Below are 19,498 nucleotides of genomic sequence, written 5' to 3'. Positions count from 1 at the left end.
GTCGGGCGGGGGCTCGACCGTCAGGACCTCGGCCCCGCCAGGCAGACCCGGTTCGTGGATTCCAGGGCTGCGCGTTTGACGTGCGCGTCGCCCCAGTCGGTGACGGTGAGGCCCGCGTCGGGGTGGGCCGCGCAGGATCCGATCACCGCGATGTCGAAACGCATGCGACGGATGACGCCGGCGGTTCCGGAAGCGGTGAAGGAAATATCCGACGGTACGACCGGAAGCAACAACTCCCAGGGGGTTCTCACATGGCTTGAGGGCCGTCTCGGCCTCGCGAACTGAACCGAACCGCGAAACCGGGCGCGGGATGGTTTCGACTCAGCCGTTCGCTTCGCTCACGTGCTGGCTCAACCGGTTTCGATGGGGGTGGTTTCGACTCGGGCTGCTCCTTCGCCGCGGGTCGTCTCCTACCTGCGACCCCCGTGACCCACCAGGTAGCCGAACGCGACCACGGCTCCGGTCCGGGTGAGGCCGAGCCGGGCCAGCCAGTAGCCGTCGATCAGGCCTCCCACGACCACTCCCGCCAGGCCGAGGTCCGCCGCCGTCAGGGAGAGCTGCTGCATCACGGCCCCCGCTTCGAGGAGGGCGAAACGACCTCCCCGCTCCCCGTACTTCGCGGTCAGGCGGTCGGGGAACAGCGTCGCGACCACCAGGCACGCGGGCTCCCCGGCGATGGGGGCGTTGATCCGCGACTGCGCCTCGGGCCATGGCGGGGACGGGTCGGGGAGGGTGACCAGGCCGTGGTCGACGGGGTCGTAGTAGAGCATCCGGCCGGTGTGGTTCTCCACCCGCCAGCCGACCACGAACACCTCCGTCGCGTACGACGCGCCCGCCGACGGGAAGGCGCGATGCTCCGGGCCGCCCCACGCCCGGCAGGAACCGAGCAGCCGCGCCAGGTCCCTGGCCCCGAGGAGTCGCGACGAGAAATCCCGCCCGCTCCTGCGCCGCGCCGCGAGTCTTTCCAGGGGCCGCCCACGGGTGTGGGGCAACGGGTCGGGCGCGAGCGGGTGGTCCAGGCGCAGCTGCCTGCCCTCCGGGTCGTAGGAATCCATCATGCGGGTGAATTCCCCCACGTTGTGGGCATTCAATTCGGAGGCCTGCCAGAAGTCGTCGAAGAATGGTGTGTCCATCACCTCACCCCAGCGGATGTGGTTTCAGATTGGGGAACCGGGATTCCGCACCCCGTCCTGGATAGCGCGATTCCACCATGCCCTCCACCTTGTGCAGGAACGGCCAGGCGTCGTGGGAATGAATCAGCGCCATGTCCGGCGACAACGCCTTCACCACCCGCAGCCCCGCCTGGATGGCGTCGATGGTGCTGACCTCCCGGTAGTACACGCGGATACCGGCGTTCCGCACCGCCTCCCGGACCGCGTCCAGCGCACCTCGCGGCTCCTCGGGGGTCGTCCGCCGCGACGGGGCGTGCAGGACGTCCTTTCCCCGTAGGATCGGCAGCTCCGGCCACAATTCCGGATACAGCGTGTAAATACATCGCGTGTTCGTCGAAGGAATGCAGATCGGTGTCCTTCGGGATCCGGGAAACGTCGGCCAGTTCCCCGTAGACACCCGCGAACAACACCCCCTGATTCCATTCCAGATAGGCCTTGTCGACGGCGGAGTTCCAGTCGTGTTTGCAGGCCACCCCGAGCGAATACCGCCACAGGCCCCGTTTCGGTATCCCACCCATCACCGCGGCGACGGGAAACGGGCTGTAGGCGGGGGTGAGGTCGAGGACGGTGAACCCGCCGCCCAGCCGCGCGACCTCCGAGGCCAGGGAGCCGGGAGGGGCGACGGCGTGCCCGGACAGGCCGTGCAGCCACGTCGTCATCAGGGCGTCGCGTTCGATCAGCTCCTGCACCCCGCGCAGCAGGGCCGCGTGCGCGTCGGGTCCCGCCGCCAGTCCGGAGGAGTTCGGCACCCCGGTGCGGTGCGGGTCCTGCAGCGACACGAAGGGCTGCGGCACCCACACCGGGGAGTTGTCGAGGAGGGAGAAGACCTCGACGTACGGGCATTCGGGATCGTGGATGCGGCCGTGCGGGAAACCGGGCCGGGCGCGCTGATCGGGGGTGAACAACGCGAAATCCTCGGCGTCGATCCGCTCGTCGGACGGGATGTCGCGGCGAGGTCGCGTCGGCAGCCGGACCAGCCCCGAGGCGGTGCGTTCGACGGCCTCCCCGATCGCCGCCAGGCGTGCGTCGCGCTCCCGTCTCGCGACCCCTCCGGAGGCGCTCTCCCAGGGCGAGTCGATCCTCCGCGGCACCCCGTAGTGGACGATGTCGGCGTCGGCCATCGACAGGGGAGCGCGCTGCGGCGGCAACACCATGCCGTGGCGCTGCCCGACGGCCTGCTGCATCAGATGGGCGCTGAAGGTCATGGAGATGGAGGCTGGGAACCTTCGTCGGTCTCCTCCGGTGAAGCGGAGGGGGCGAAGAGACCCTCGGCGACCTTCTCCACGAAACTCTGCCCTCCGCGACGCCAGCGGATCAGCAGCGGGATGGGCGCCAGCGTCCCGACCACCGCGGCTTTCACGCAGTAGAAGGTGATGTCGTCGAGGCCGTTCTTGCCGGGGCGGAGAGTGAAGTCAATCAGGCCGAGTTTGCCCACCATGATGAGTTCGAAAAAGAACAGGAACAGGAGAATGGTGGTTCCGGCGATCGATATCGCGAATGCCTGACGAGACTGCAGTAAATCGAGTATGAACCAAGAGCCGATGAACAACATAAATACGGGTAAAACCAAGACCAGAAACAGGCTCGGCAATCCTGACGGCAACCCGACTGTACTCATGAATAGGGCCATCAGTAGAGCGGACATGGGAAGCAGCAGGGTCAGGAGGGAATAGAACATCACATCCGGTTGATTGACCCGGCCCGTCTTTCGTGTAACCATGACCACGCCCGCGCCGATGACGCCCGCGGCGGCGCACGTCGCTGCGCAGCAACAGCAGCTGCAGCAGCAGGTGGGGGTGGCCACCGTCCTTGGCGCGCCGGCCCCATCGAACTGGGTTCGCAGTGCCTTCATGGTGCGATGCTACCGGGCAGGTCGATCCCGCGGCAGTAGTCGCAGAGAGGGACGGTGAGCAGTTTCTCGCGCAGGACGGAACGGTCGGCGAGGTTCCAGGCGACGGTCCAGCCCACCAGCGACGTATCCCCCTGAAGACAGCGTCGCACCTCCGATGCGAGCAGCGCCGCGACGAGATCGGGATATCGCCTGGCCACCTCGGGGTCGGCGACCGGTCGGCGTTCGCCCCAGCGTTCCCGCAGCCGGCCCTGCAGGCAGGCGACGCACGGGGTTTCGTGCGGGATCACCAGTGGACCGATGGAGACGGTGTGATGAAAGGACATGTCGACGAACAGATGCGGTCGCTCCAGCTCGGATGCCTGCCGGACGATGTCCGACGCGGCAGCGGTGTGACGAACCAGCACCAGCAGGTCGGCGGTCCCGGCGTCCCGGGGCTCGCCTGGCAGCACCGCATCGACGGGGAGAGGATCGCCGATGACCGCCACCGATCCGCGCCGCTCCTCCGCGATCTCGGGACGGATCATCCCCGCCGACAGCAGCTGCTCGAACTCGACCGCTCCCGCGGGGTCGAGGCCGTCGCGGGTCACCGCATCGCCGGCCGCCAACCGTGAAACGAGAGGGCTTGGGTCGAGCTGGAAACGGGCGTCGTCGCCGCCGTAGATCTCGAAACCGTCATTGCGTTCCACGATCCGCCACGACGGGGACAGCCGGTACATGTCCCGGAGAATAGTCGCTCGCTGAAATGGGTCGGGGTCGAGAGCCGAATCCGCATGCGGTGATCGAACTTTCCGCGGTCACTCGTCCCGGGGCCCCGGCTCCGACTCAGGGACCCATCGCCGAAAGACGGCTTCGGAAACGGCGGCGACGACGACCACTCCGGTCGCGCTCCAGAACAGCGGATGCCCGATCATGGGTGCCAGCACGGCCACGCCGGTCAGTGCGTACACCGTCAGGGTGTATGACGCCGAGGCGGATCTGTCGGAGGCGGTGTTGAGCTGGTAGAGATTCACGCCCGTCGTGACCAGCAGAAGTGCAGCGAAAATCAGAATTCCTCTCCACGGGGGAATCCATCCGAGAGCCAACACCAGCAGCACTGCGAGTGCGATGACAATGGCTTTCGCGGCTGTCACCTTGATGAGGACGCCGAGCCGGGTCGGATGCCTACCCATTGGTGATGCTGCAGGCCGCCACGCCCGAGACTAGCCCGCCGACTATACCTGCGACACCGCGGAATGCTACGCGCGGAACCGTTCGGAGCAACCAAGAGGCGACCTGCATGTACTTTCCTCTTTTCAGCCAATTGGCGACTGTTCCATCAACGACCCCGAGGACACCTGAGCCGAAAGACCAGCCAATGACGCATTTCATGGAAAAGTTCTTTCCTTCGGGTCTGTTTGTGTTCGAGTTGTTTCCCGCGGAAAAAAATCTTCTTCAGACTTGGCGGCAGTCTAGGTGGCGTGTTCACTCGACGCAAGCATCTGGTGATGGCTCATGTTGATCGGGTCGGATCGATCGGCTTTCCCGCATGCGGAGAAAGGTGGAGGATGGGGGGCGTGCTAGATGACCTCGGGATGGAGATCGCGCTGGACCGCCCACCCGGGCGGGTGGTCTCTCTGGTGCCGTCGCTGACGGAGGCGATCGCCGTCACCGCGCCCGGTGTGCTCGTCGGCGCCACGAACTGGTGCACCCACCCCGCCGACCTGGACGTCGCGCGGGTGCGGGGCACCAAGAACCCCGACCGCGCCGCCATCGCCGCGCTGCGCCCCGACCTGGTGGTGGCCAACCAGGAGGAGAACCGCCGGATCGACGTCGAACGCCTACGGGCCGCCGGAATCCCGGTGTGGGTGACCCGCATCGACGACATCGACGACGCCCTGGGCAGCCTGACCCGGTTGTTCCGGGAGGGATTCGGGATCCGGCGGGTCGGGTGGCTGGAGGACGCCCGCGAGGTGTGGGACCGCCCGCCGCGGCTGTCGGGAAGGGTGGCCCTCCCGGTGTGGCGGGACCCCTGGATCTGGGTGGGAGGCGGCACCTACCCCGACGACCTGCTGCGCCGTCTGGGGCTGGTCAACATTGTCGATGACATGCGGTATCCGCATCTCAGAATCAACGACACCCTCGGTGGCAACCCCGATTTCGTCATGCTCCCCGACGAGCCCTACCCCTTCACCACCACCGACGGACCGGAGGCGCTGGGTGGGGTGAGGGCGCTGCACGTGAAGGGCAGGTCGCTGTTCTGGTACGGCCCCGCCATGGTCGAGTCGCGCGCCGACCTGGAGGCCGCCATTCCTGAAGTCTGTTGAGTCGGCCTGCTCGCTCCGTGAGCTGGCCAAGCCGGGTTGAAGGAACTTATGGGTAGGCCTTGCTGTCGCGACATGCGGCGAAGTCCATCGCACCCAGTCTTGTGTTCCAGATCCTTACGCCGCCTGCGGGGCGAATCTCATGGCTGGATTGTGGTGATTTCGGGTCAAACCATGATGCGGTCTCGATTTTTGCCGAAGCAAGTGTCAAGGCTTCGTCGAGTGAGGGTTCGAGGTCGGTGTCCTGCGAGCACAGGATTACCAGATCGATGTCAGGATCCCGAGCTTCTCGTATGACGGCGAGGGCCACGAGGACGTCTATGCCCTTCTCCCGGGGTTTTCCGATGGTCAACCAGCGTCCCTGCTGGTCGGTTGCTTTCCGTCCGTGCCCATCGCGTTGGTACTGATATCGCAGTGGTCGGTGGGTTACCCTCACCCTTGGATCGAGCTCCCATTCGGCCTTCTGGGCCAAGTTGCGTCCGTAGGATCGAGGGTCGATGTCCGCGGATGGAAGCCCGCGGTACACCAGCACCTTGGTTACGACAGCGTGGGGAAAACCGGGTCGTTGGCGTTGGTTCCGGCAACCGACAATCCGGTTGGCGTAGTGCAGTGGATGCACGAGATGCTCATGCGGCGGCTGGTGCGGCTCGAACAGTCCCACTCCGGTGAGGTGCACGTTCTGGTAGTCGATGACAAACGCAGCCCGAAGATCAGACACCGTTGCCTCCTGTAGACAAAAACCCCACCAGTCCCGGAGGACGGTGGGGAGCTATGGCCTCAGTCTTCCACGTCTGTGGCTCGTGCGCAATGGTTTCGCGCAGATTTCTTTCCCAAAGCGATGTTGTCATGGGTGGGTCGGGTGCGCCCGTCACGGACGAACAGATCCAGGCCCGGGCGGACCGCGTGACCTGCGTCGGGCTGCGCGGAAATGCTATCGCCGCACCTCTGCGACCGCCTCCGGGGTGATGGAGTAGTCGGCCACGGTTCTCGCGGCCATCCGTCGCACCGCCGCCGGGCGCGCCAGGACCGGGGCAAGTGCGGCGACGAACGGGACGAGGGCGGGCGGGTCCTCCAGGATCGGGGTCAGGACCTCCCGGGCCGGTGCCAGGGGAGCGCGCCCGAGCAGGGCGCGGGCAACGGCCTTCACCACTCCTCGGCGGGTCCCGGTGGTCTCGGCGGCTCCGAGGCCGATGGCAAGCGTCGAGCGGGTCCGCACACCTTCTCGCGCCACCACGGGCTCCTCGTACGGTGGGGCGGCGTCGGCCAGGCCGGTCATGAGGGCGGGGAGATCGACGCCGGCCGCCGCTGCGTTCGCGGGCTCGGAGATGCGGGGGTTGCACTCGATGAAACACGGCCTGCCGTCCTCGTGGAAGTAGTCGAGGCCGAGGCCGCCGTGCCACGACAGGAAACCGCCCAGGCGTTCGAGGGCCGTCACCGCCTCGGGATGATGGACGCTCACCCTCGCGGCCGCGCTTCCCCCGACGCCGGTCGCCAGCAGCTCGCTGGACGCTGCCGCCATCAGCCGGCCGCGGCGGAACAGGCCCTGTACCTGGGCGTACCGGCCGGGCGCCGGGGCCTGCGCCATGACCCGACCCCGTGGGGTGAGCGACGTGAGAGCCGCGGCCGCCCCGTCCCGGGAGGAGACGCGGACGACCCCGCGACCGGCGGTCGAGAACTCAGCCTTGAACCAGACGGGGAAACCCAGTCCCGAGAGATCGTCCTCGATCTCGACCAGTCGCCACGCGGGCTGCGGCAGCCGGAGGTCGTCGAGGAGGCGTGCGAACTCGATCTTCGACTCCACCCGGTCGAATGCGGCGATGTCGGCGACCTCCACCCGGTGTCGCATCAGGTGCCGGCCGGCGGAGAAGAGCCAGGCCTGCTCGTGGGTCGGGAGGAGGGCGTCGTATTCCCCGGAGGTCATCAGCCGGTCCGTCGCCGCCAGATAGCCCAGCGGATCCTGCGACGGGGGCGGGACACGACGAATGGCGCGGCAGTACCTGCTGAACCGTGCGATGGGGGTCCGGACACTGGACATCGCATCGACGACCGCGCCGTCGCGCCCGAGCACCGTCACGAACTCCCGGGCCGTGAGGCTGGAGGCCTCGGAGAGCAGCACCCGGCGTCCTGCGACCGACCTCATTCCGGCCCGGCCCCCGTGGCGCCCGTGCCCCCCGTGACGTGGTGCTGGATGGCGGGGGCGAGGGCGTCGACGAGGGTGGTGAGGTCCATGGTCGCGACCGGGGGAAGCCCCACCACGTAGCGGCCGATCGCGACCCCGAGCAGCTGGGCGGCCGCCAACTGGACGCCCTCCGGGGAGTAGCCGTGGTCGGTGATGCGGTCGTCGCGCAGCAGTGAGGCCTGGACATCGGCGAGCATGCCGGTGAACTCCCCGGACTCGGTCACGGCCGAGCGCACGATGGCGCTCAGCATGGGGCGTAGCCGCGCATCCTCCCACAGGTCCAGGTAGGCGCGGGTGAAACGCCTGCCCGCATCCCCAGGGTCGCCGTCCAGGGCTGGGTAGATGTGTTCGGGAAGCCTGAGCCGGGTGGTGATGGTGGCGGCGAACAATTGCTGCTTGGTGCCGAAGTAGTGGCCGACCAGGGCCGCGTCGACGCCCGCCGCGCCCGCGATCGCCCTGATGGAGGCTCCCTTGAAACCGCGCTCGGAGAACTGGCCGAGGGCCGCATCGAGGATCGCCTCACGGGCGCCGGTCGGCTGGCGGGGGCGTCCTCGGGGCCTGCGGGTCGCGGTTTCTTCGTCGCTGCTCATAGCGACAGGGTACCGCCGCCCCTTGAATAATTCTACAAGTGTTGATTTACTGGTCGTGGAGCACCCGACGGGGCTCGTCCAGGAAGGAGACGTCATGTCAGATCTCAGCTACACGGTCATCATCGACGGGGTGGCGTACACCGATGAACAACTCGCCCACTGCGAGTACGAGCGCACCCTCCACGTCCTCCACGAACTCAAACGTCTCGGCGCCGACGTGCGCGACGGCGGGAGGGTCCTGTCCCACACCGACATCAACTGGCTGGAACCCGAACGCGCCGCGCAGATCTCCCTCGACATCCGCGAGTCGCTGGGCGAGGACGGCGTCACGGAGCTGTTCGCCGACGTGCTTGCCGACTCCGATCGACGCTGGAAGCAGTACAACGAGGGCTACGTGACCGGAGACGTCCACACCGCCGGGATCGAGATCGACGTGACCGGCGTTGGGATTGCCGAGGTCGTGGCGGTCCTCGGTGGGGTCGCTGACCTGCGGGCGGCGCTCGCCGCAAATCCGGAGCACTTCTTCGTCGTCGGTGACATCACCACGGGGCAGCGCGGCATGGAGACCTTCGGGATGTTCGGCGAACCCACGGCCTTCCACGGCGTGGGCAGCTCGGATCCGGACGCGATCCCGGAGGCTATGCCCTTCGGGCCCGACCCCGACTACCCCGTGCGCATCTACGGATCCGCCCTGCTCCTGAGCGACGACACCGACATCCACGTCGGCGCTTTCCACCAGTTCCGGCCCCGCGAGGACGGATTCCGGGTGAAGTCGATCTTCTTCTGCCCCCGGAAGGCCCCCAGGGCCGTCGCCGACGGACACAAAATCCATTTCGCCCTGGAGATCCTGAACTCCGTCAAGACCGCCCACGCCGCGAAGCAGAACGCCTGAAACCCGAACGAGACGACGGCGGAGATGAACATGACCACGGCGCGACTCATGGACCGCCCCGAGGACCTCGAACACCTCGGCCTGGAGGCAGGTGTCGTCCGGGCCTGGGAGGACGGGCGCCGCGACACCGACGAACCGATGCACAACGAGGTCTGGTACTTCGACGCGACCGCCGAGGACGGCACCAAGATCGTCGTCGGATTCCGCCCCAAGATGCCCGGCGACATGGGTAGGGAGGTCGGCAGCCCGAACCTCAACGTCAACGTGACCACCCCCGACGGCCGGGAGTTCGTCGACTTCATCGAGGTCGACCCCGCGGACGCGGAGATGGCCGGCGATCGCTGCCACGTGCGTTACGGCCGGCACTCCGCGACCGGCGACCTGAGGGAATACCGCGTGGTGGTCGCCCCGGTGAACGGGGTCGGGGTCGACCTGCGCTACGAGGCGCTGGTCGAACCGTTCCGCCCCGGGGGCACCGCACACGTGGCGCTCGGCTCCGGCGACGAGTACTACTACACCGACTTCTCGATCCCCAGGAACCGGGTGACCGGCACCGCCACCGCGGGCGGAAGGACCTGGGAGATCGTGGGAAGCGGCTACCACGACCACCAGTGGATGAACATCCATCCCTTCGTGGCCTGGCACCACTGGTTGTGGGGGCGGTTCTACGGTGAACGTTTCACCGCCGTCATTTATGACTTCACCACCTCGGAGAGGTTCGGTTTCACCAACATCCCGATCCTCGGTGTCATGGACGCCGCGGGGAAGCTCGTCCTCGACAACCGCCAACCGGTGGAGCGTGTCGTCGAGACCTACCACGACGAGGCGACCGGCAAGGACTACCCGAGACGAGCCCACTACGTCTTCCACGACGGGGACGTGACGGCCACCCTCGACATCGAGTGGGTCGAGCTGATCGAGTTTCGCGACACCTACGGCGACGCCGACCGGGGTGACCGCTACGGCATGTCCGGTGAGGGCATGAAGGCCCGCTACGATCAGATGGGTATCCAACCCACCTACATGCGCTATTACGCCACCGCGACCCTCCGGATCGACGATGGAAGCGGCGTCACCTCGGAGTCGGGAGACATGATCTATGAGTTCAACCACGTCGGAAGACCCGATCCTCGCGCCGGAATCTGAGGCGGGCCGAGCACGGTGACGGGATCAACCGGTATCAGGCGATCCGTGAGACATCGCACCGAGGCTGAACATCGCAACCACCCTGCGTGACGAGGCCCTCACGGGGCTCACGCGGCAAACTCCGGGGTGTGAGACGCGGCTGCGAAGCGCCGGCGCCTCACCGGCGGCGTGGGCTGGTTCACGCGCTCGACGAGGACGGCCGAAACCCTCCCCGGGAAAGCCCGCGAACATGCTCGCACCGTTCGTCGGGCACAATCCCGGAGTGCCTGCTGAACGTCGCCCCCTGACCCGGTTGCGGTTGTTGCCCGTCCGGATGGTCCAGTTCGCGCTCATCGAGCTGGCCTGCTGCGCCTTCCCGATCGCGATCTTCCTCGGTTTGGCCGTCACCTCCGTGATCTGGGGTCGCGTCGCGATGCCCATCGCCCGGTACGACGCGCTGCTGGTCTACGTGGTCGTCGTGCAGGTGGCGTTCGTGGTCCTGAGGCTGGAGACCTGGCGCGAGCTCTGCGTCATCTGCGCCTTCCACCTGATCGGCCTGGCCCTCGAGGTGTTCAAGGTGCACGTCGGGTCGTGGAGCTACCCCGACGCCGGGATGGTGCGAATCGCGGGGGTGCCGGTGTTCTCCGGGTTCATGTACGCCTCGGTGGGGTCCTACATCTGCCAGGCATTCCGTCGTTTCGACCTGCACGTCGGCGGGTTTCGCTGGGTGTCGGTGAGCCTGCTGGCGGTGGCCGCCTACCTCAATTTCTTCACCCACCACGTCATCGCCGACCTGCGCTGGCTGATCGCCGTCGCCTTCCTCGTGGCGTTGTGGGGCTCCACCGTCCACTTCACCGTCGGCGGCGACCGCTACTGGATGCCGACCGTGCAGGCCTTCATCCTGATCGGCGGTTTCCTGTGGCTGGCGGAGAACGTCGCCACCCTCCTGGGTGCCTGGAGCTATCCCGACCAGCTCGGCGGATGGCATCTCGTGCACGTCGGTAAGTTCGGGAGCTGGGCGCTGCTGATCACCCTCAGCTTCGTGCTCGTCGCGGCGGTCAAGGCCAAGGAAGGGGTGCTCTACGGCGCCGGCGCGCCGCGAGTCACCCGCGACCGGTTGCGTCCGGACGAAACCATCCGGTGAGGCGGACCGGGAGATCCAGAGGCATCGAATTGTCCGTTTCCTGAGACACCCCGATGGTTGCTCTTTCAATTATCTCCGAACTGTGGCAGCGTGACGACTGGAGGCCAGGCCTCGGGGGAGGCGCAACATCCAGAGCCCCGGAGATCGGGGTTCGCAACCAAAAGGAGTGGATATGTCCACCGTTTCCCGTCGTGTACTGCTCGGCGCAGGGGCCGGAGCGCTCGCCGCAGCCGCAGTCAGCCTGCCCACCAGGGCCGAGGAAAGTCCTGATGCGGAATTCGCAACGAAGCTGCTGGCGACGATGTCACTCGAGGACAAGGTGAGCCAGCTATTCGTCCAGCACATCCATGGCACGAGCGCCACCGAGGCGGACTCGCGCAACGAAGCCCTCTATGGGGTAGCTCGACCCGTCGATGTGGTGCAGCAGCTACGTCTTGGAGGCGTCGTCATCACCTCTGAGACGGGCGACTTCGGGGGGTCGGCGAAGAAGGTCCAAGATTTCACGAATGCGTTGCAGAACGCGGCCATGCAGGGCGGTCGACCCGCGCTGCAGGTGGTGACCACGCGCTCCGGCAACGAGCTGCGAGCCCAGGGCATCCCGATCACGGAGTTCCCCAACGAGATGGCCTTCGGGGCCGTCCAGGGGAGCGTCGCCATCGGGTGGGGTATCAACGATTACCAACCCAAGGAAGCCGGAGTCCTGGGAATCAACTCCTACCTGGGAATCGTCGCCGACGTGGAGTCCAATCCCAGCAATCCGGTTCGGGGAGTGCGCTCCCACGGCTCCGATCCCGACATCGTCACCCGGCGGGTGCGCAACTTCGTCGACGGCGCGCAGCTGGGTGGCCCCATCCTGTCGGGCATTCAGAGATTCCCTGGGGGCGGAGACGTCACCCAGGGGCCTGACGGCCTGCCGGTGCTCAACCACTCACGTGAGGACTGGGACCGGATCGATGCCGTGCCGTTCAAGCAGCTCACCAACACCAGCTATGTGAACACGGTGCTCGTCGGACACATCGTCGCTCCCGCCCTCGACCCGTCGGGTCTCCCGGCCTCCCTCAGTGCCCCCATCATCACCGGGATCCTGCGCAAGGAGTTCCGCTACGGCGGCATCGTCATCACCGACGCGCTCACCGAACCCTCCCTGCGGCAGCGCTACGGCGACGCCGAGCTTGCCGTCATGGCCCTCGAAGCGGGTGCCGACCAGCTCCTGATGTCGGCCGATCCGCGCGCCGCGCACGCTGCCGTCGTCGCGGCGGTGGGTTCCGGCAGGCTCACGGAACAGGACATCGACCGCAAGGCCAAGCGGGTGCTGCGGATGAAGTACTCCCAGGGTCCGCGCGAGGAGGAGGACCTCCGCAACATCGGTGGTGAAGGTACCCGCCAGGCGGTCGACAGGGTGGCGACCCGGGCCATCACCCTGGTGCGCAACGACAACGCGCTGCCGCTGTCCGCGAGTGGATCGAAGGTGCTCGTCGTCGGCTCCCGTGCCGGTTTCGTCAAGGAGTTCGGCGAGGCCCTCGGAAAGACCGGGGCGAACGTGTCGGTCGTGACCATCGACGACCACCCCACCGCCGACCAGGCCGCCCAGGTGCAGCAGGCCGCCGGGTCGGTGGACGCCGTCGTCGCGCTGACCTACAACGTCGCCGAGAACACGGAACAGGCCGATCTCGTGAACGCCCTCCACGACGCGGGTCTCAGGGTGATCGCGGTGGCGGTCGGAAACCCCTACGATGTGGGCCGCTACGGCTCCGCCGCGGCGCTGTGCACCTACTCCGACCAGTCGCTGATGGCGGCCCCGCTGGCCACGATCATCACCGGCGGGCAGAAGCCGCAGGGCAAGCTGCCGGTCGCGATCCCGGCCCCGGACGGTGGTTCCATCCCGGTCGGCACCGGCCTCAGCTGGTGACCACCGAGGGCCGCTGACCCTTGTCCGTGCGGGCGGGTCGCGGCCCAACCATCCGGATTGCGGAATATGCCCGTTGATGGAGTAACATGCCCGCATGTCCATGTCGCAACCGGTGTTCTGGATTCTCGTGGTGCTCGCGGGCGGCCGCCGCCACGGGTACCAGATCATGCGGGAGGCCGACCTGGCCTCCGAGGGCCTCGTCGCTCTCAAACCGACCACTCTCTACGCCGCCCTCGAACGGCTCGAACGCGACGGATCGATCCAGCAGGACGGGGAGGAGGTCGTCGACGGCCGGGTGCGGCGTTACTACCGCATCACCGAGGACGGGAAGCGTCTGCTGGCCGCCGAAACCGCCGTGCTGGAGCGGTCCGTGCGAGCAGCCCGCGTCGGTCTGGGTCCCGCGTGGGGACCGGCTCCGCGTCTGACGGGCGCGTGACATGGCCGACGAACAGAAGTACCGGAAGCTGCTGCGGTGGTATCCGAGGCCGTGGCGGGAACGCAACGGCGATGCGCTGCTGGGGGTGATGCTCGACGATGCCGAGCGGCGTGGTCGCACCGTTCCCTCGTGGGGGGAGCGCTGGTCGGCGTTCACCCACGGGGTCGGGACGCGGTTGGATGCCGCTCTGGCGTGGCGTTCCGCGATCGTGGCAGTCGTCCTGAACTCCGGCGGTCTGCTCTGGATCTTCGCCGCCCCGCGGGAGCTGAGGGCCTGGGTCCCGGATCCGGCAGTGCAGTTGATCATGACGACTGCTCCCGTCCTGCTCGTCATCTCGCTCGCAGCAGTGGCCCGGGAACGTGGAATCCTGCCTGATCCCCATGCTCTGCTGGCGACCGTCGCCGGGGCGCTGGCGGCCCTGGCCGGAAGCCTGGCGTGGGTGTCCTGGAGCATCCGGTTCGATGCGGCCGACGCCGACCAGCCCATTCCCCTGGCCGGGCAGCTCTTCCTTCCGTTGCTGCTGTGCGCGGTGCCGTTTCGTGTGGCTGCGGTGAGCATCATCACCGATGGGCTGTCGTGTCTCTAGAGGCTGTCCCGGCCTGTTCGTCTCCTCATCGGAATCGGTGCCGGGGCTCTCATCACCCCTCTCGTCATGGGAATGCCCACGCAGTTGTCCCCCTACGTGACGGTGTTGGCCGCCGGCGCGATGGTGCTGGCGGGCCGGGAGACACGGACGCGGCGCACACCGGCGGACAGCGTGCCTCCTTCCGGGGCGCGCCTGGCGAGGTTCCTCGGGGCCGTGTCCGCCATTCTGGGCGTGGTGGGTGCCGGATGTTTCGTGGCCGGGGTGAGGGATGTTGCCGGGGGCGGCGAGCTCATGGTGCGGGGAGTCCAGATTCTCTGCCTGACCGTGTGGTCCTGCGCGGCCGCCAGTGCGCTGTTGGTGGTGTCGCGTGAGCCTCGTGGCCCCGTGGTCCAGTGCACGTCTGGGGGCCGGCCGTCCTCCTGAGTGTCTCCAGTGCCGTGGTCGCCGTCGCGTTCCAGGTGGTTCCTCCCGGGCCGGGAGATGGCATGGTGCATGCTCTCCAGATCTCCGGGGTGCTCGGAGGTGCGGCGGTCGCGTGGATGCTCATCACCCGGTTGCGGCTTCCCGGGTGCCGGCGGGTGTTGAGCGGCATCGCGGTGGGGCTGGCATACGCGGCGATCGCCTGGATACTCGCCTGGTCGTTGCTCTTTCTGGTGGCACCGGCGCTCGGGGCCGTCATCGCCTTCCAGCGCCTACCGGGGTTGGCGTCGGACAGGTTGCGTCCACGGTGAGCCGGAACCGGCCGGGCATCGAGGTGGGCAGGGCTACGTCCTGATCGGTGCTTTCCTGTGGCTGGCGGAGAACGCCGCCACTCTTCTGGGGGCTTGGAGCTATCCTGACCAGCTCGGCGGATGGCGTCTCGTGCATGTCGGCAAGTTTGGGAGCTGGGCTCTGCTGATCACCCTCAGTTTTGTGCTGGTCGCGGTGGTCAAGGCCAAGGAGGGGGTGTTCTACGGTGATGGCGCACCGCGGGTCATCCGCGACCGGCTGCGCCCGGACGAAACCACCCGGTAATGCAGCACTCAAAGCCGTCAAACCCCGATTTGGCGGTCAAAACGGAGTTGAGTGCTGCAAAACCGTGAAAATCCCGGGATTGCGCCAACCGCCGGTCAGAGGCTGTCGTAGTACTCGTCGGAAACGGGCTCGCACCACTCGTTGCGGGTGTCCTCGCCCGGCACCTCAATGGCGATGTGGCTGAACCACGAGTCCTTCTTGGCGCCGTGCCAGTGCTTGCGATTCGCTGGGATGGTCACGACCGAGCCCGGTTCCAGGCTGACGGGGGCCTCGCCCTCGGCCTGGAACCAGCCGCTCCCCGCCGTGCACAGAAGGATCTGCCCGCCACCCCTCGACGCGTGGTGAATGTGCCAGTTGTTGCGGCAGCCCGGCTCGAAGGTGACGTTGGCCACCGCCACCCCTTCGGTGTTGAGCATGTTCAGGTAGCTCTGGCCCGTGAAGTACTTCCCGAACGCCGTGTTCTTCTCCCCGCGAGGGAAGATGCTGTCAAATGCTGCGTCGCTCATCTGAATCCTCCTCGATGTGGATGATTCACACGCTACCGCTGCATTCCAAAAGGGGAAGCGGTGCCCATCACGAGGCGGAGGGTTCGGGGTCGGGATCCTGGGTGATCTGCAGCCGGTGACGACGGGAGATGATGCGGTCGACGATGGCGGCGATGGCCCCGTCGCCGGTGACGTTGGTGGCGGTGCCGAAGGAGTCGATGGCGATGTAGGTGGCGATCATCAGGCCGACCTGCGCCTCGTTGAACCCGAGCATCGACTGCAACAGGCCCGCCGCGGTGACGATCGCGCCGCCGGGAACCCCCGGGGCGGCCACCATCATGACGCCGAGCATGCAGATGAACCCGATCATCAGCACCGGGTCGATGGGGATGCCGGAGAGCATCATCACGGCCAGGGAGAAGCAGGTGATCTTGATGGTCGACCCGGCCAGGTGGATGGTGGCGCACAGTGGGATCGCGAACGACGCAACCGGCTCCGAGGTCCCCGACTTGATCGACTGGCGCAGCGTGACGGGGATCGTCGCCGCCGACGAGGAGGTGCCCAGCGCGGTGAGGTAGGCGGGCAGCATGGTGCCCAGCATCCGGAACGGGTTGCGTCCGGTGACGGCCCCGGCGACGAGGTACTGGAGCAGCAGCATGATCCAGGTGAGGATGAACACGAACACCACCACACCCAGGAAGGTGGCGATGACGGTCAGCACCTGACCGCCCTGGGTCATGTTGAGGAAGATGCCGAAGATGTAGATCGGCAGCAGCGGGATGATGATCTTCGAGATCACGAGATTGACGACGTCGCGGAACTCCTCGAATCCGCTGCGCAGCGCCCTGCCGTCGATGGCGGTGAGTGCGACGCCGATGACGAAGGCCAGGATGAGCGCGGTCATGACCCCGAACAGCGGCGGTATCTCAATGGAGAAGTAGGGCTTGAGCAGGGCGTCCTCCGGGTTGCTGAGGGCGCCCGTCTCGGCGGGCAGCACCTGGGGCAGCACCAGCAGGGACGCGCCGAGCCCCATCAGCCCGGCGAAGAGGGTGGAGGCGTAGGCCAGACCGGCGGTCAGCGCCAGCCACTTGCCCGCGCCGCGACCCAGCTCCCCGATGGCCGGGGTGATCAACCCGACGATGATCAGCGGGATGGAGAAGCTCAGGAACTGGCCGAAGATGTCGTTGAAGGTGACGAAGATCCGGGTGGCCCAGGTGGGTAGGACCGACCCCAGGAGGATCCCCAGCGCGATGGCAACCACGATCCGGGGCAGGACCCCGAACCTGAACCCGGTGCTCTTCTCTGTGCTCATTCCTGAACCGTAGTGGAAGCCGGTCCGACCGGGGAAGCTGTCCGTGTCCGGCATCGGACCGGCCCCTGGGAATGGCTAGTTTTCTTGCCGAACGTGCCGGGGTCGCGGTCCTCGTAGGTGGAGCTCCGTCCGGTGCCCAGCGCGGCGCGGAGCTTCCGCAGCGTTCGGTTTCGAGAACGAGAACCTCCCTGCGGAGGAGAGCGGTTAGGGTTGGGAGCTTGTGCGCCTCCGATGGCTTCGGCGCTTCGAGGAGCACAGCGGGAGCCCCCCTTGGTGTTTGATGACGGTTGGGAAGAATCTGCGTCTGGCAAGGAATTTCAGGTCGTTAATCCTGACCGAGTTCCGGAACTGCCGGGTCGGGAACTCCGTTTCTGCCAGGACCTGAGTTCCGGTTCTGCCGTCGCCCCGGGACGGAGTCTGTAATATTTGAGCTTCCCTTCAGTAACTCGAAAGGCGGGTGTGATGGGGCGTGGCGACGGGCTGCCGTGGGTGTGGGGCGTGCCCGTGGAACCGGCGGGGTTGCCAACTCCGGAGGTCGCACCCGGCTCGCGGCTCGCGATTCGCGCCGTCGCCATGGAAGCACCGCGGGAGATCGGTTTCCTGTGGCTGTGCCAGATGCGTCGCGCTCCGTACTCCTACGACTGGCTGGACAATTTCGGACGACGCAGTCCGCGACGGGCCGATCCATCGCTGACCGATCTCGCGGTGGGCCAGTCGTTCATGACGATCTTCGAGCTGGTGGACTTCACCGACAGCGAGTCGCTGACGCTGCGGATGAAGGCCGGTCGTCCGACCCGGATCTTCGGCGCGATCACCCTCCACTACCGCGTCGAAACGATCGCCGGGTCTCGCAGCCGGCTGGTCGCGGCGATGTGGATGCCCCCCATCGGTCGGGTGCTGGGACGGCCCCTGAGGTATCTGCTGGCCTGGGGCGACCTGCTGATGATGCGCAAACAGCTGTTCACCATCGCCGCACTGGCGGAACGCGACGCGGGTGGGTCTCGGGGAATCGAAGGGGGTTGCTGAGGGGTGGGTTGTGAAGCGTGACGACGGAGATCCCTGCGCCTTGTCCGCCATATGGCCGACAAAGCGCAGGTCGGTTAGTGACCAACCCGTCATGTTCTTGTCGGTCCCGGTTTCCGGGCTTCAACGCCGGCTTCGTAGCGCGCAGTGGATGAAAGGTGGTGGCGATCTTGGCCAAAAGTTATCTACCTCCTTCCTTGTTGATGATTAGCGTGGTGACGCATACCCATCGACATACGGTTAATGGGTCACTGCAAGGAGGTGACATGTTCATGTCAACAAAACACAAGATCTGGAGTGCTTTCTGTGCGGCGTTGCTGACGCTTGCTGTGGCGTGCTTTGGGAGCATTCCTGCTGTCGCCGACAATCCTGACCCGACAAAGACTTCCGCGGCTGAGGCCGGGCCAAAGGCGTTTGAGGAGAATCTCAAGCGAGTGGCTGTGGCCGATGCGGAGGCATCCGCCAACTTGGAGAAGTTCCATGCACTCACACCTGAGCAGCAGGGGCAGATCGAGCAGGTCGTTTCAGACGGTACCGCAGGGAAAGAGCTGCAAGAAGCGCTCACCGGCTCAAATCCCGAACAGGCCGGAGCGTTGTCGAAGATCACGGTCGACAACGGTGTGGAGAACGAATCGACTGGCGAAAAAGAGGATGCAACCAGCGATCGTCGTTCCTCGTATTCGGTCAAACAGGAGATTTTCGGAATCACCATCACCAAGCTTTCGCAGAGTTTTATCTATCAGGTGCAGGGTGGCTCGGTTGTCGCCACCAAGTCCTGCACTGCGTCCAGCGTCAACTTCAATCTCGCGGTTGCCCTGAGTGAAGACACCAGCCACTGGACGCAGAACTCTCACGGGGTCTGCGAGACGACGTGGCATGGTAACATTTTCTTCAAAGGATTCGGTGTTCGTCTCGACAAGATTCAGCATCTGGAAGTCGATGCCAGAGGCTTTTACAGCGGGTGGCTTGTCAACGCGTGACTCATGGACAAAAATCAGGCAGATCATCACGAGGAGGGACAATGGTGCAACAACACAAGGTCGCGGAGCAGGGTGTTCGAGGACTGTCCTCTCTCACCTGGGTGTGGATCCTTTTCGCCGTGAGTGTTGTCACCCTGATCCCGGCGCTGCCCATTTCCCTGGGTCTCTCTCTGGTGGCATTGGTGTTGGTTTTGCAGACGCGACGTAACGTACCGCACCGGCGCTGGGGGCTGGTGGTGGTCCTGATCTGGATTGGAATTCAATCCGTTGTCACGGCTGCGGGAATTGTTGCGTGGCTGTCATTCCAAGCCTGATGTTGGGGCTGGGGTCGACTACCAAGGGTCGGCCCCAGTCTCACCTTGGTTTCTTCTGCTGGGGTTCTTCGCTATCGACCGTTTTTCGTGGAGCATAGGGGACTCGAACCCCTAACTTCCACCTTGCAAAGGTGGCACTCTACCAATTGAGTTAATGCCCCGGGACCGGGCAAGCATACCCGAGG

General features: G+C 66.2%; 24 protein-coding genes and 1 tRNA gene. 13 read left to right on the top strand and 12 right to left on the bottom strand.

The window, feature by feature from the left end; all coding sequences use genetic code 11:
- Positions 1 to 20 precede the first annotated feature (20 nt).
- The 6 genes from E0E39_RS14785 to E0E39_RS14760 all read right to left on the bottom strand — a co-directional run bounded on the left by E0E39_RS14785 (position 21) and on the right by E0E39_RS14760 (position 4,193).
- Entirely contained in the window at positions 21 to 230 is a 210-nt protein-coding gene (locus tag E0E39_RS14785; RefSeq protein ID WP_130875442.1) for a DeoR/GlpR family DNA-binding transcription regulator, read from the bottom strand.
- Between the two features lie 180 nt (positions 231 to 410).
- Positions 411 to 1,133, bottom strand: coding sequence for a SagB/ThcOx family dehydrogenase (locus E0E39_RS14780; RefSeq protein WP_130875441.1), 723 nt, complete (start codon positions 1,131 to 1,133; stop codon positions 411 to 413).
- Entirely contained in the window at positions 1,133 to 2,377 is a 1,245-nt protein-coding gene (locus E0E39_RS14775; protein WP_130875440.1) for a YcaO-like family protein, read from the bottom strand. The genes E0E39_RS14780 and E0E39_RS14775 overlap by 1 nt, the downstream gene beginning before the upstream one ends.
- Complete coding sequence (locus E0E39_RS14770) at positions 2,374 to 3,024, bottom strand: hypothetical protein (protein ID WP_130875439.1); 651 nt, start codon at positions 3,022 to 3,024, stop codon at positions 2,374 to 2,376. The genes E0E39_RS14775 and E0E39_RS14770 overlap by 4 nt, the downstream gene beginning before the upstream one ends.
- A complete protein-coding gene (locus E0E39_RS14765) occupies positions 3,021 to 3,740 on the bottom strand; it encodes a hypothetical protein (protein WP_130875438.1) in 720 nt (239 codons plus the stop codon). Before E0E39_RS14765 ends, E0E39_RS14770 begins: the two co-directional genes overlap by 4 nt.
- Before the next feature lie 78 nt (positions 3,741 to 3,818).
- Complete coding sequence (locus E0E39_RS14760; RefSeq protein WP_130875437.1) at positions 3,819 to 4,193, bottom strand: hypothetical protein; 375 nt, start codon at positions 4,191 to 4,193, stop codon at positions 3,819 to 3,821.
- Positions 4,194 to 4,577: 384 nt separating this feature from the next.
- Between E0E39_RS14760 and E0E39_RS14755 the strand changes: the two genes are divergently transcribed.
- On the top strand, positions 4,578 to 5,327 hold the full coding sequence (locus E0E39_RS14755) for a helical backbone metal receptor (protein ID WP_207302519.1): 750 nt from the start codon (positions 4,578 to 4,580) through the stop codon (positions 5,325 to 5,327).
- A gap of 46 nt (positions 5,328 to 5,373) precedes the next feature.
- Here the strand turns inward: E0E39_RS14755 and E0E39_RS14750 are convergent, their stop codons facing one another.
- The 3 genes from E0E39_RS14750 to E0E39_RS14740 form a co-directional block, all read right to left on the bottom strand.
- Positions 5,374 to 6,042: a PIN domain-containing protein gene (locus E0E39_RS14750; RefSeq protein WP_130875435.1), complete on the bottom strand. Its 669-nt coding sequence runs from the start codon at positions 6,040 to 6,042 to the stop codon at positions 5,374 to 5,376.
- A 213-nt stretch (positions 6,043 to 6,255) separates the two neighbouring features.
- Positions 6,256 to 7,464, bottom strand: a complete 1,209-nt coding sequence (locus E0E39_RS14745; protein WP_130875434.1) for an ATP-grasp domain-containing protein — start codon at positions 7,462 to 7,464, stop codon at positions 6,256 to 6,258.
- On the bottom strand, positions 7,461 to 8,093 hold the full coding sequence (locus E0E39_RS14740) for a TetR/AcrR family transcriptional regulator (RefSeq protein WP_130875433.1): 633 nt from the start codon (positions 8,091 to 8,093) through the stop codon (positions 7,461 to 7,463). Before E0E39_RS14740 ends, E0E39_RS14745 begins: the two co-directional genes overlap by 4 nt.
- 94 nt (positions 8,094 to 8,187) lie before the next feature.
- Here E0E39_RS14740 and E0E39_RS14735 point away from each other — a divergent pair, with 94 nt between their 5' ends.
- The 9 genes from E0E39_RS14735 (at position 8,188) to E0E39_RS16660 (ending at position 15,199) form a co-directional block, all read left to right on the top strand.
- Entirely contained in the window at positions 8,188 to 8,985 is a 798-nt protein-coding gene (locus E0E39_RS14735; protein WP_130875432.1) for a hypothetical protein, read from the top strand.
- A gap of 30 nt (positions 8,986 to 9,015) precedes the next feature.
- Positions 9,016 to 10,131, top strand: coding sequence for a lipocalin-like domain-containing protein (locus tag E0E39_RS14730; RefSeq protein ID WP_130875431.1), 1,116 nt, complete (start codon positions 9,016 to 9,018; stop codon positions 10,129 to 10,131).
- Positions 10,132 to 10,393: 262 nt separating this feature from the next.
- Entirely contained in the window at positions 10,394 to 11,254 is an 861-nt protein-coding gene (locus E0E39_RS14725; protein ID WP_245988368.1) for a DUF817 domain-containing protein, read from the top strand.
- Between the two features lie 172 nt (positions 11,255 to 11,426).
- Positions 11,427 to 13,163, top strand: coding sequence for a glycoside hydrolase family 3 N-terminal domain-containing protein (locus tag E0E39_RS14720; protein WP_130875429.1), 1,737 nt, complete (start codon positions 11,427 to 11,429; stop codon positions 13,161 to 13,163).
- Positions 13,164 to 13,257: 94 nt separating this feature from the next.
- Positions 13,258 to 13,599: a PadR family transcriptional regulator gene (locus tag E0E39_RS14715; protein WP_130875428.1), complete on the top strand. Its 342-nt coding sequence runs from the start codon at positions 13,258 to 13,260 to the stop codon at positions 13,597 to 13,599.
- 1 nt (position 13,600) lies between these two features.
- Complete coding sequence (locus tag E0E39_RS14710) at positions 13,601 to 14,185, top strand: hypothetical protein (RefSeq protein ID WP_130875427.1); 585 nt, start codon at positions 13,601 to 13,603, stop codon at positions 14,183 to 14,185.
- A 72-nt stretch (positions 14,186 to 14,257) separates the two neighbouring features.
- A complete protein-coding gene (locus tag E0E39_RS16195) occupies positions 14,258 to 14,608 on the top strand; it encodes a hypothetical protein (RefSeq protein ID WP_207302518.1) in 351 nt (116 codons plus the stop codon).
- Between the two features lie 62 nt (positions 14,609 to 14,670).
- Positions 14,671 to 14,916 (top strand): hypothetical protein, encoded by a 246-nt coding sequence (locus tag E0E39_RS14700; RefSeq protein ID WP_130875425.1) that lies wholly within the window; start codon positions 14,671 to 14,673, stop codon positions 14,914 to 14,916.
- A gap of 40 nt (positions 14,917 to 14,956) precedes the next feature.
- Entirely contained in the window at positions 14,957 to 15,199 is a 243-nt protein-coding gene (locus E0E39_RS16660) for a DUF817 family protein (RefSeq protein WP_342770218.1), read from the top strand.
- A gap of 95 nt (positions 15,200 to 15,294) precedes the next feature.
- Here the strand turns inward: E0E39_RS16660 and E0E39_RS14690 are convergent, their stop codons facing one another.
- A complete protein-coding gene (locus tag E0E39_RS14690) occupies positions 15,295 to 15,705 on the bottom strand; it encodes a cupin domain-containing protein (RefSeq protein ID WP_130875424.1) in 411 nt (136 codons plus the stop codon).
- Between the two features lie 67 nt (positions 15,706 to 15,772).
- Positions 15,773 to 16,996: a dicarboxylate/amino acid:cation symporter gene (locus tag E0E39_RS14685; RefSeq protein ID WP_130875423.1), complete on the bottom strand. Its 1,224-nt coding sequence runs from the start codon at positions 16,994 to 16,996 to the stop codon at positions 15,773 to 15,775.
- Between the two features lie 462 nt (positions 16,997 to 17,458).
- On the opposite strand from E0E39_RS14685, the gene E0E39_RS14680 reads away from it, so the two are divergent.
- The 3 genes from E0E39_RS14680 to E0E39_RS14670 all read left to right on the top strand — a co-directional run bounded on the left by E0E39_RS14680 (position 17,459) and on the right by E0E39_RS14670 (position 19,313).
- Positions 17,459 to 18,022, top strand: coding sequence for a hypothetical protein (locus E0E39_RS14680; RefSeq protein ID WP_245988364.1), 564 nt, complete (start codon positions 17,459 to 17,461; stop codon positions 18,020 to 18,022).
- A gap of 263 nt (positions 18,023 to 18,285) precedes the next feature.
- A complete protein-coding gene (locus E0E39_RS14675) occupies positions 18,286 to 18,999 on the top strand; it encodes a hypothetical protein (protein ID WP_130875421.1) in 714 nt (237 codons plus the stop codon).
- 41 nt (positions 19,000 to 19,040) lie between these two features.
- A complete protein-coding gene (locus E0E39_RS14670) occupies positions 19,041 to 19,313 on the top strand; it encodes a hypothetical protein (protein WP_130875420.1) in 273 nt (90 codons plus the stop codon).
- Positions 19,314 to 19,401: 88 nt separating this feature from the next.
- Here the strand turns inward: E0E39_RS14670 and E0E39_RS14665 are convergent.
- A tRNA-Ala gene (locus E0E39_RS14665) sits at positions 19,402 to 19,474 on the bottom strand.
- Between the last annotated feature and the right edge of the window lie 24 nt (positions 19,475 to 19,498).

This window comes from [Pseudopropionibacterium] massiliense (assembly GCF_900607225.1).
Lineage (GTDB): Bacteria > Actinomycetota > Actinomycetes > Propionibacteriales > Propionibacteriaceae > Arachnia > Arachnia massiliensis.
Note: the sequence above shows the minus strand (reverse complement) of the source record. Positions and strands in the feature narration are given on the sequence as shown.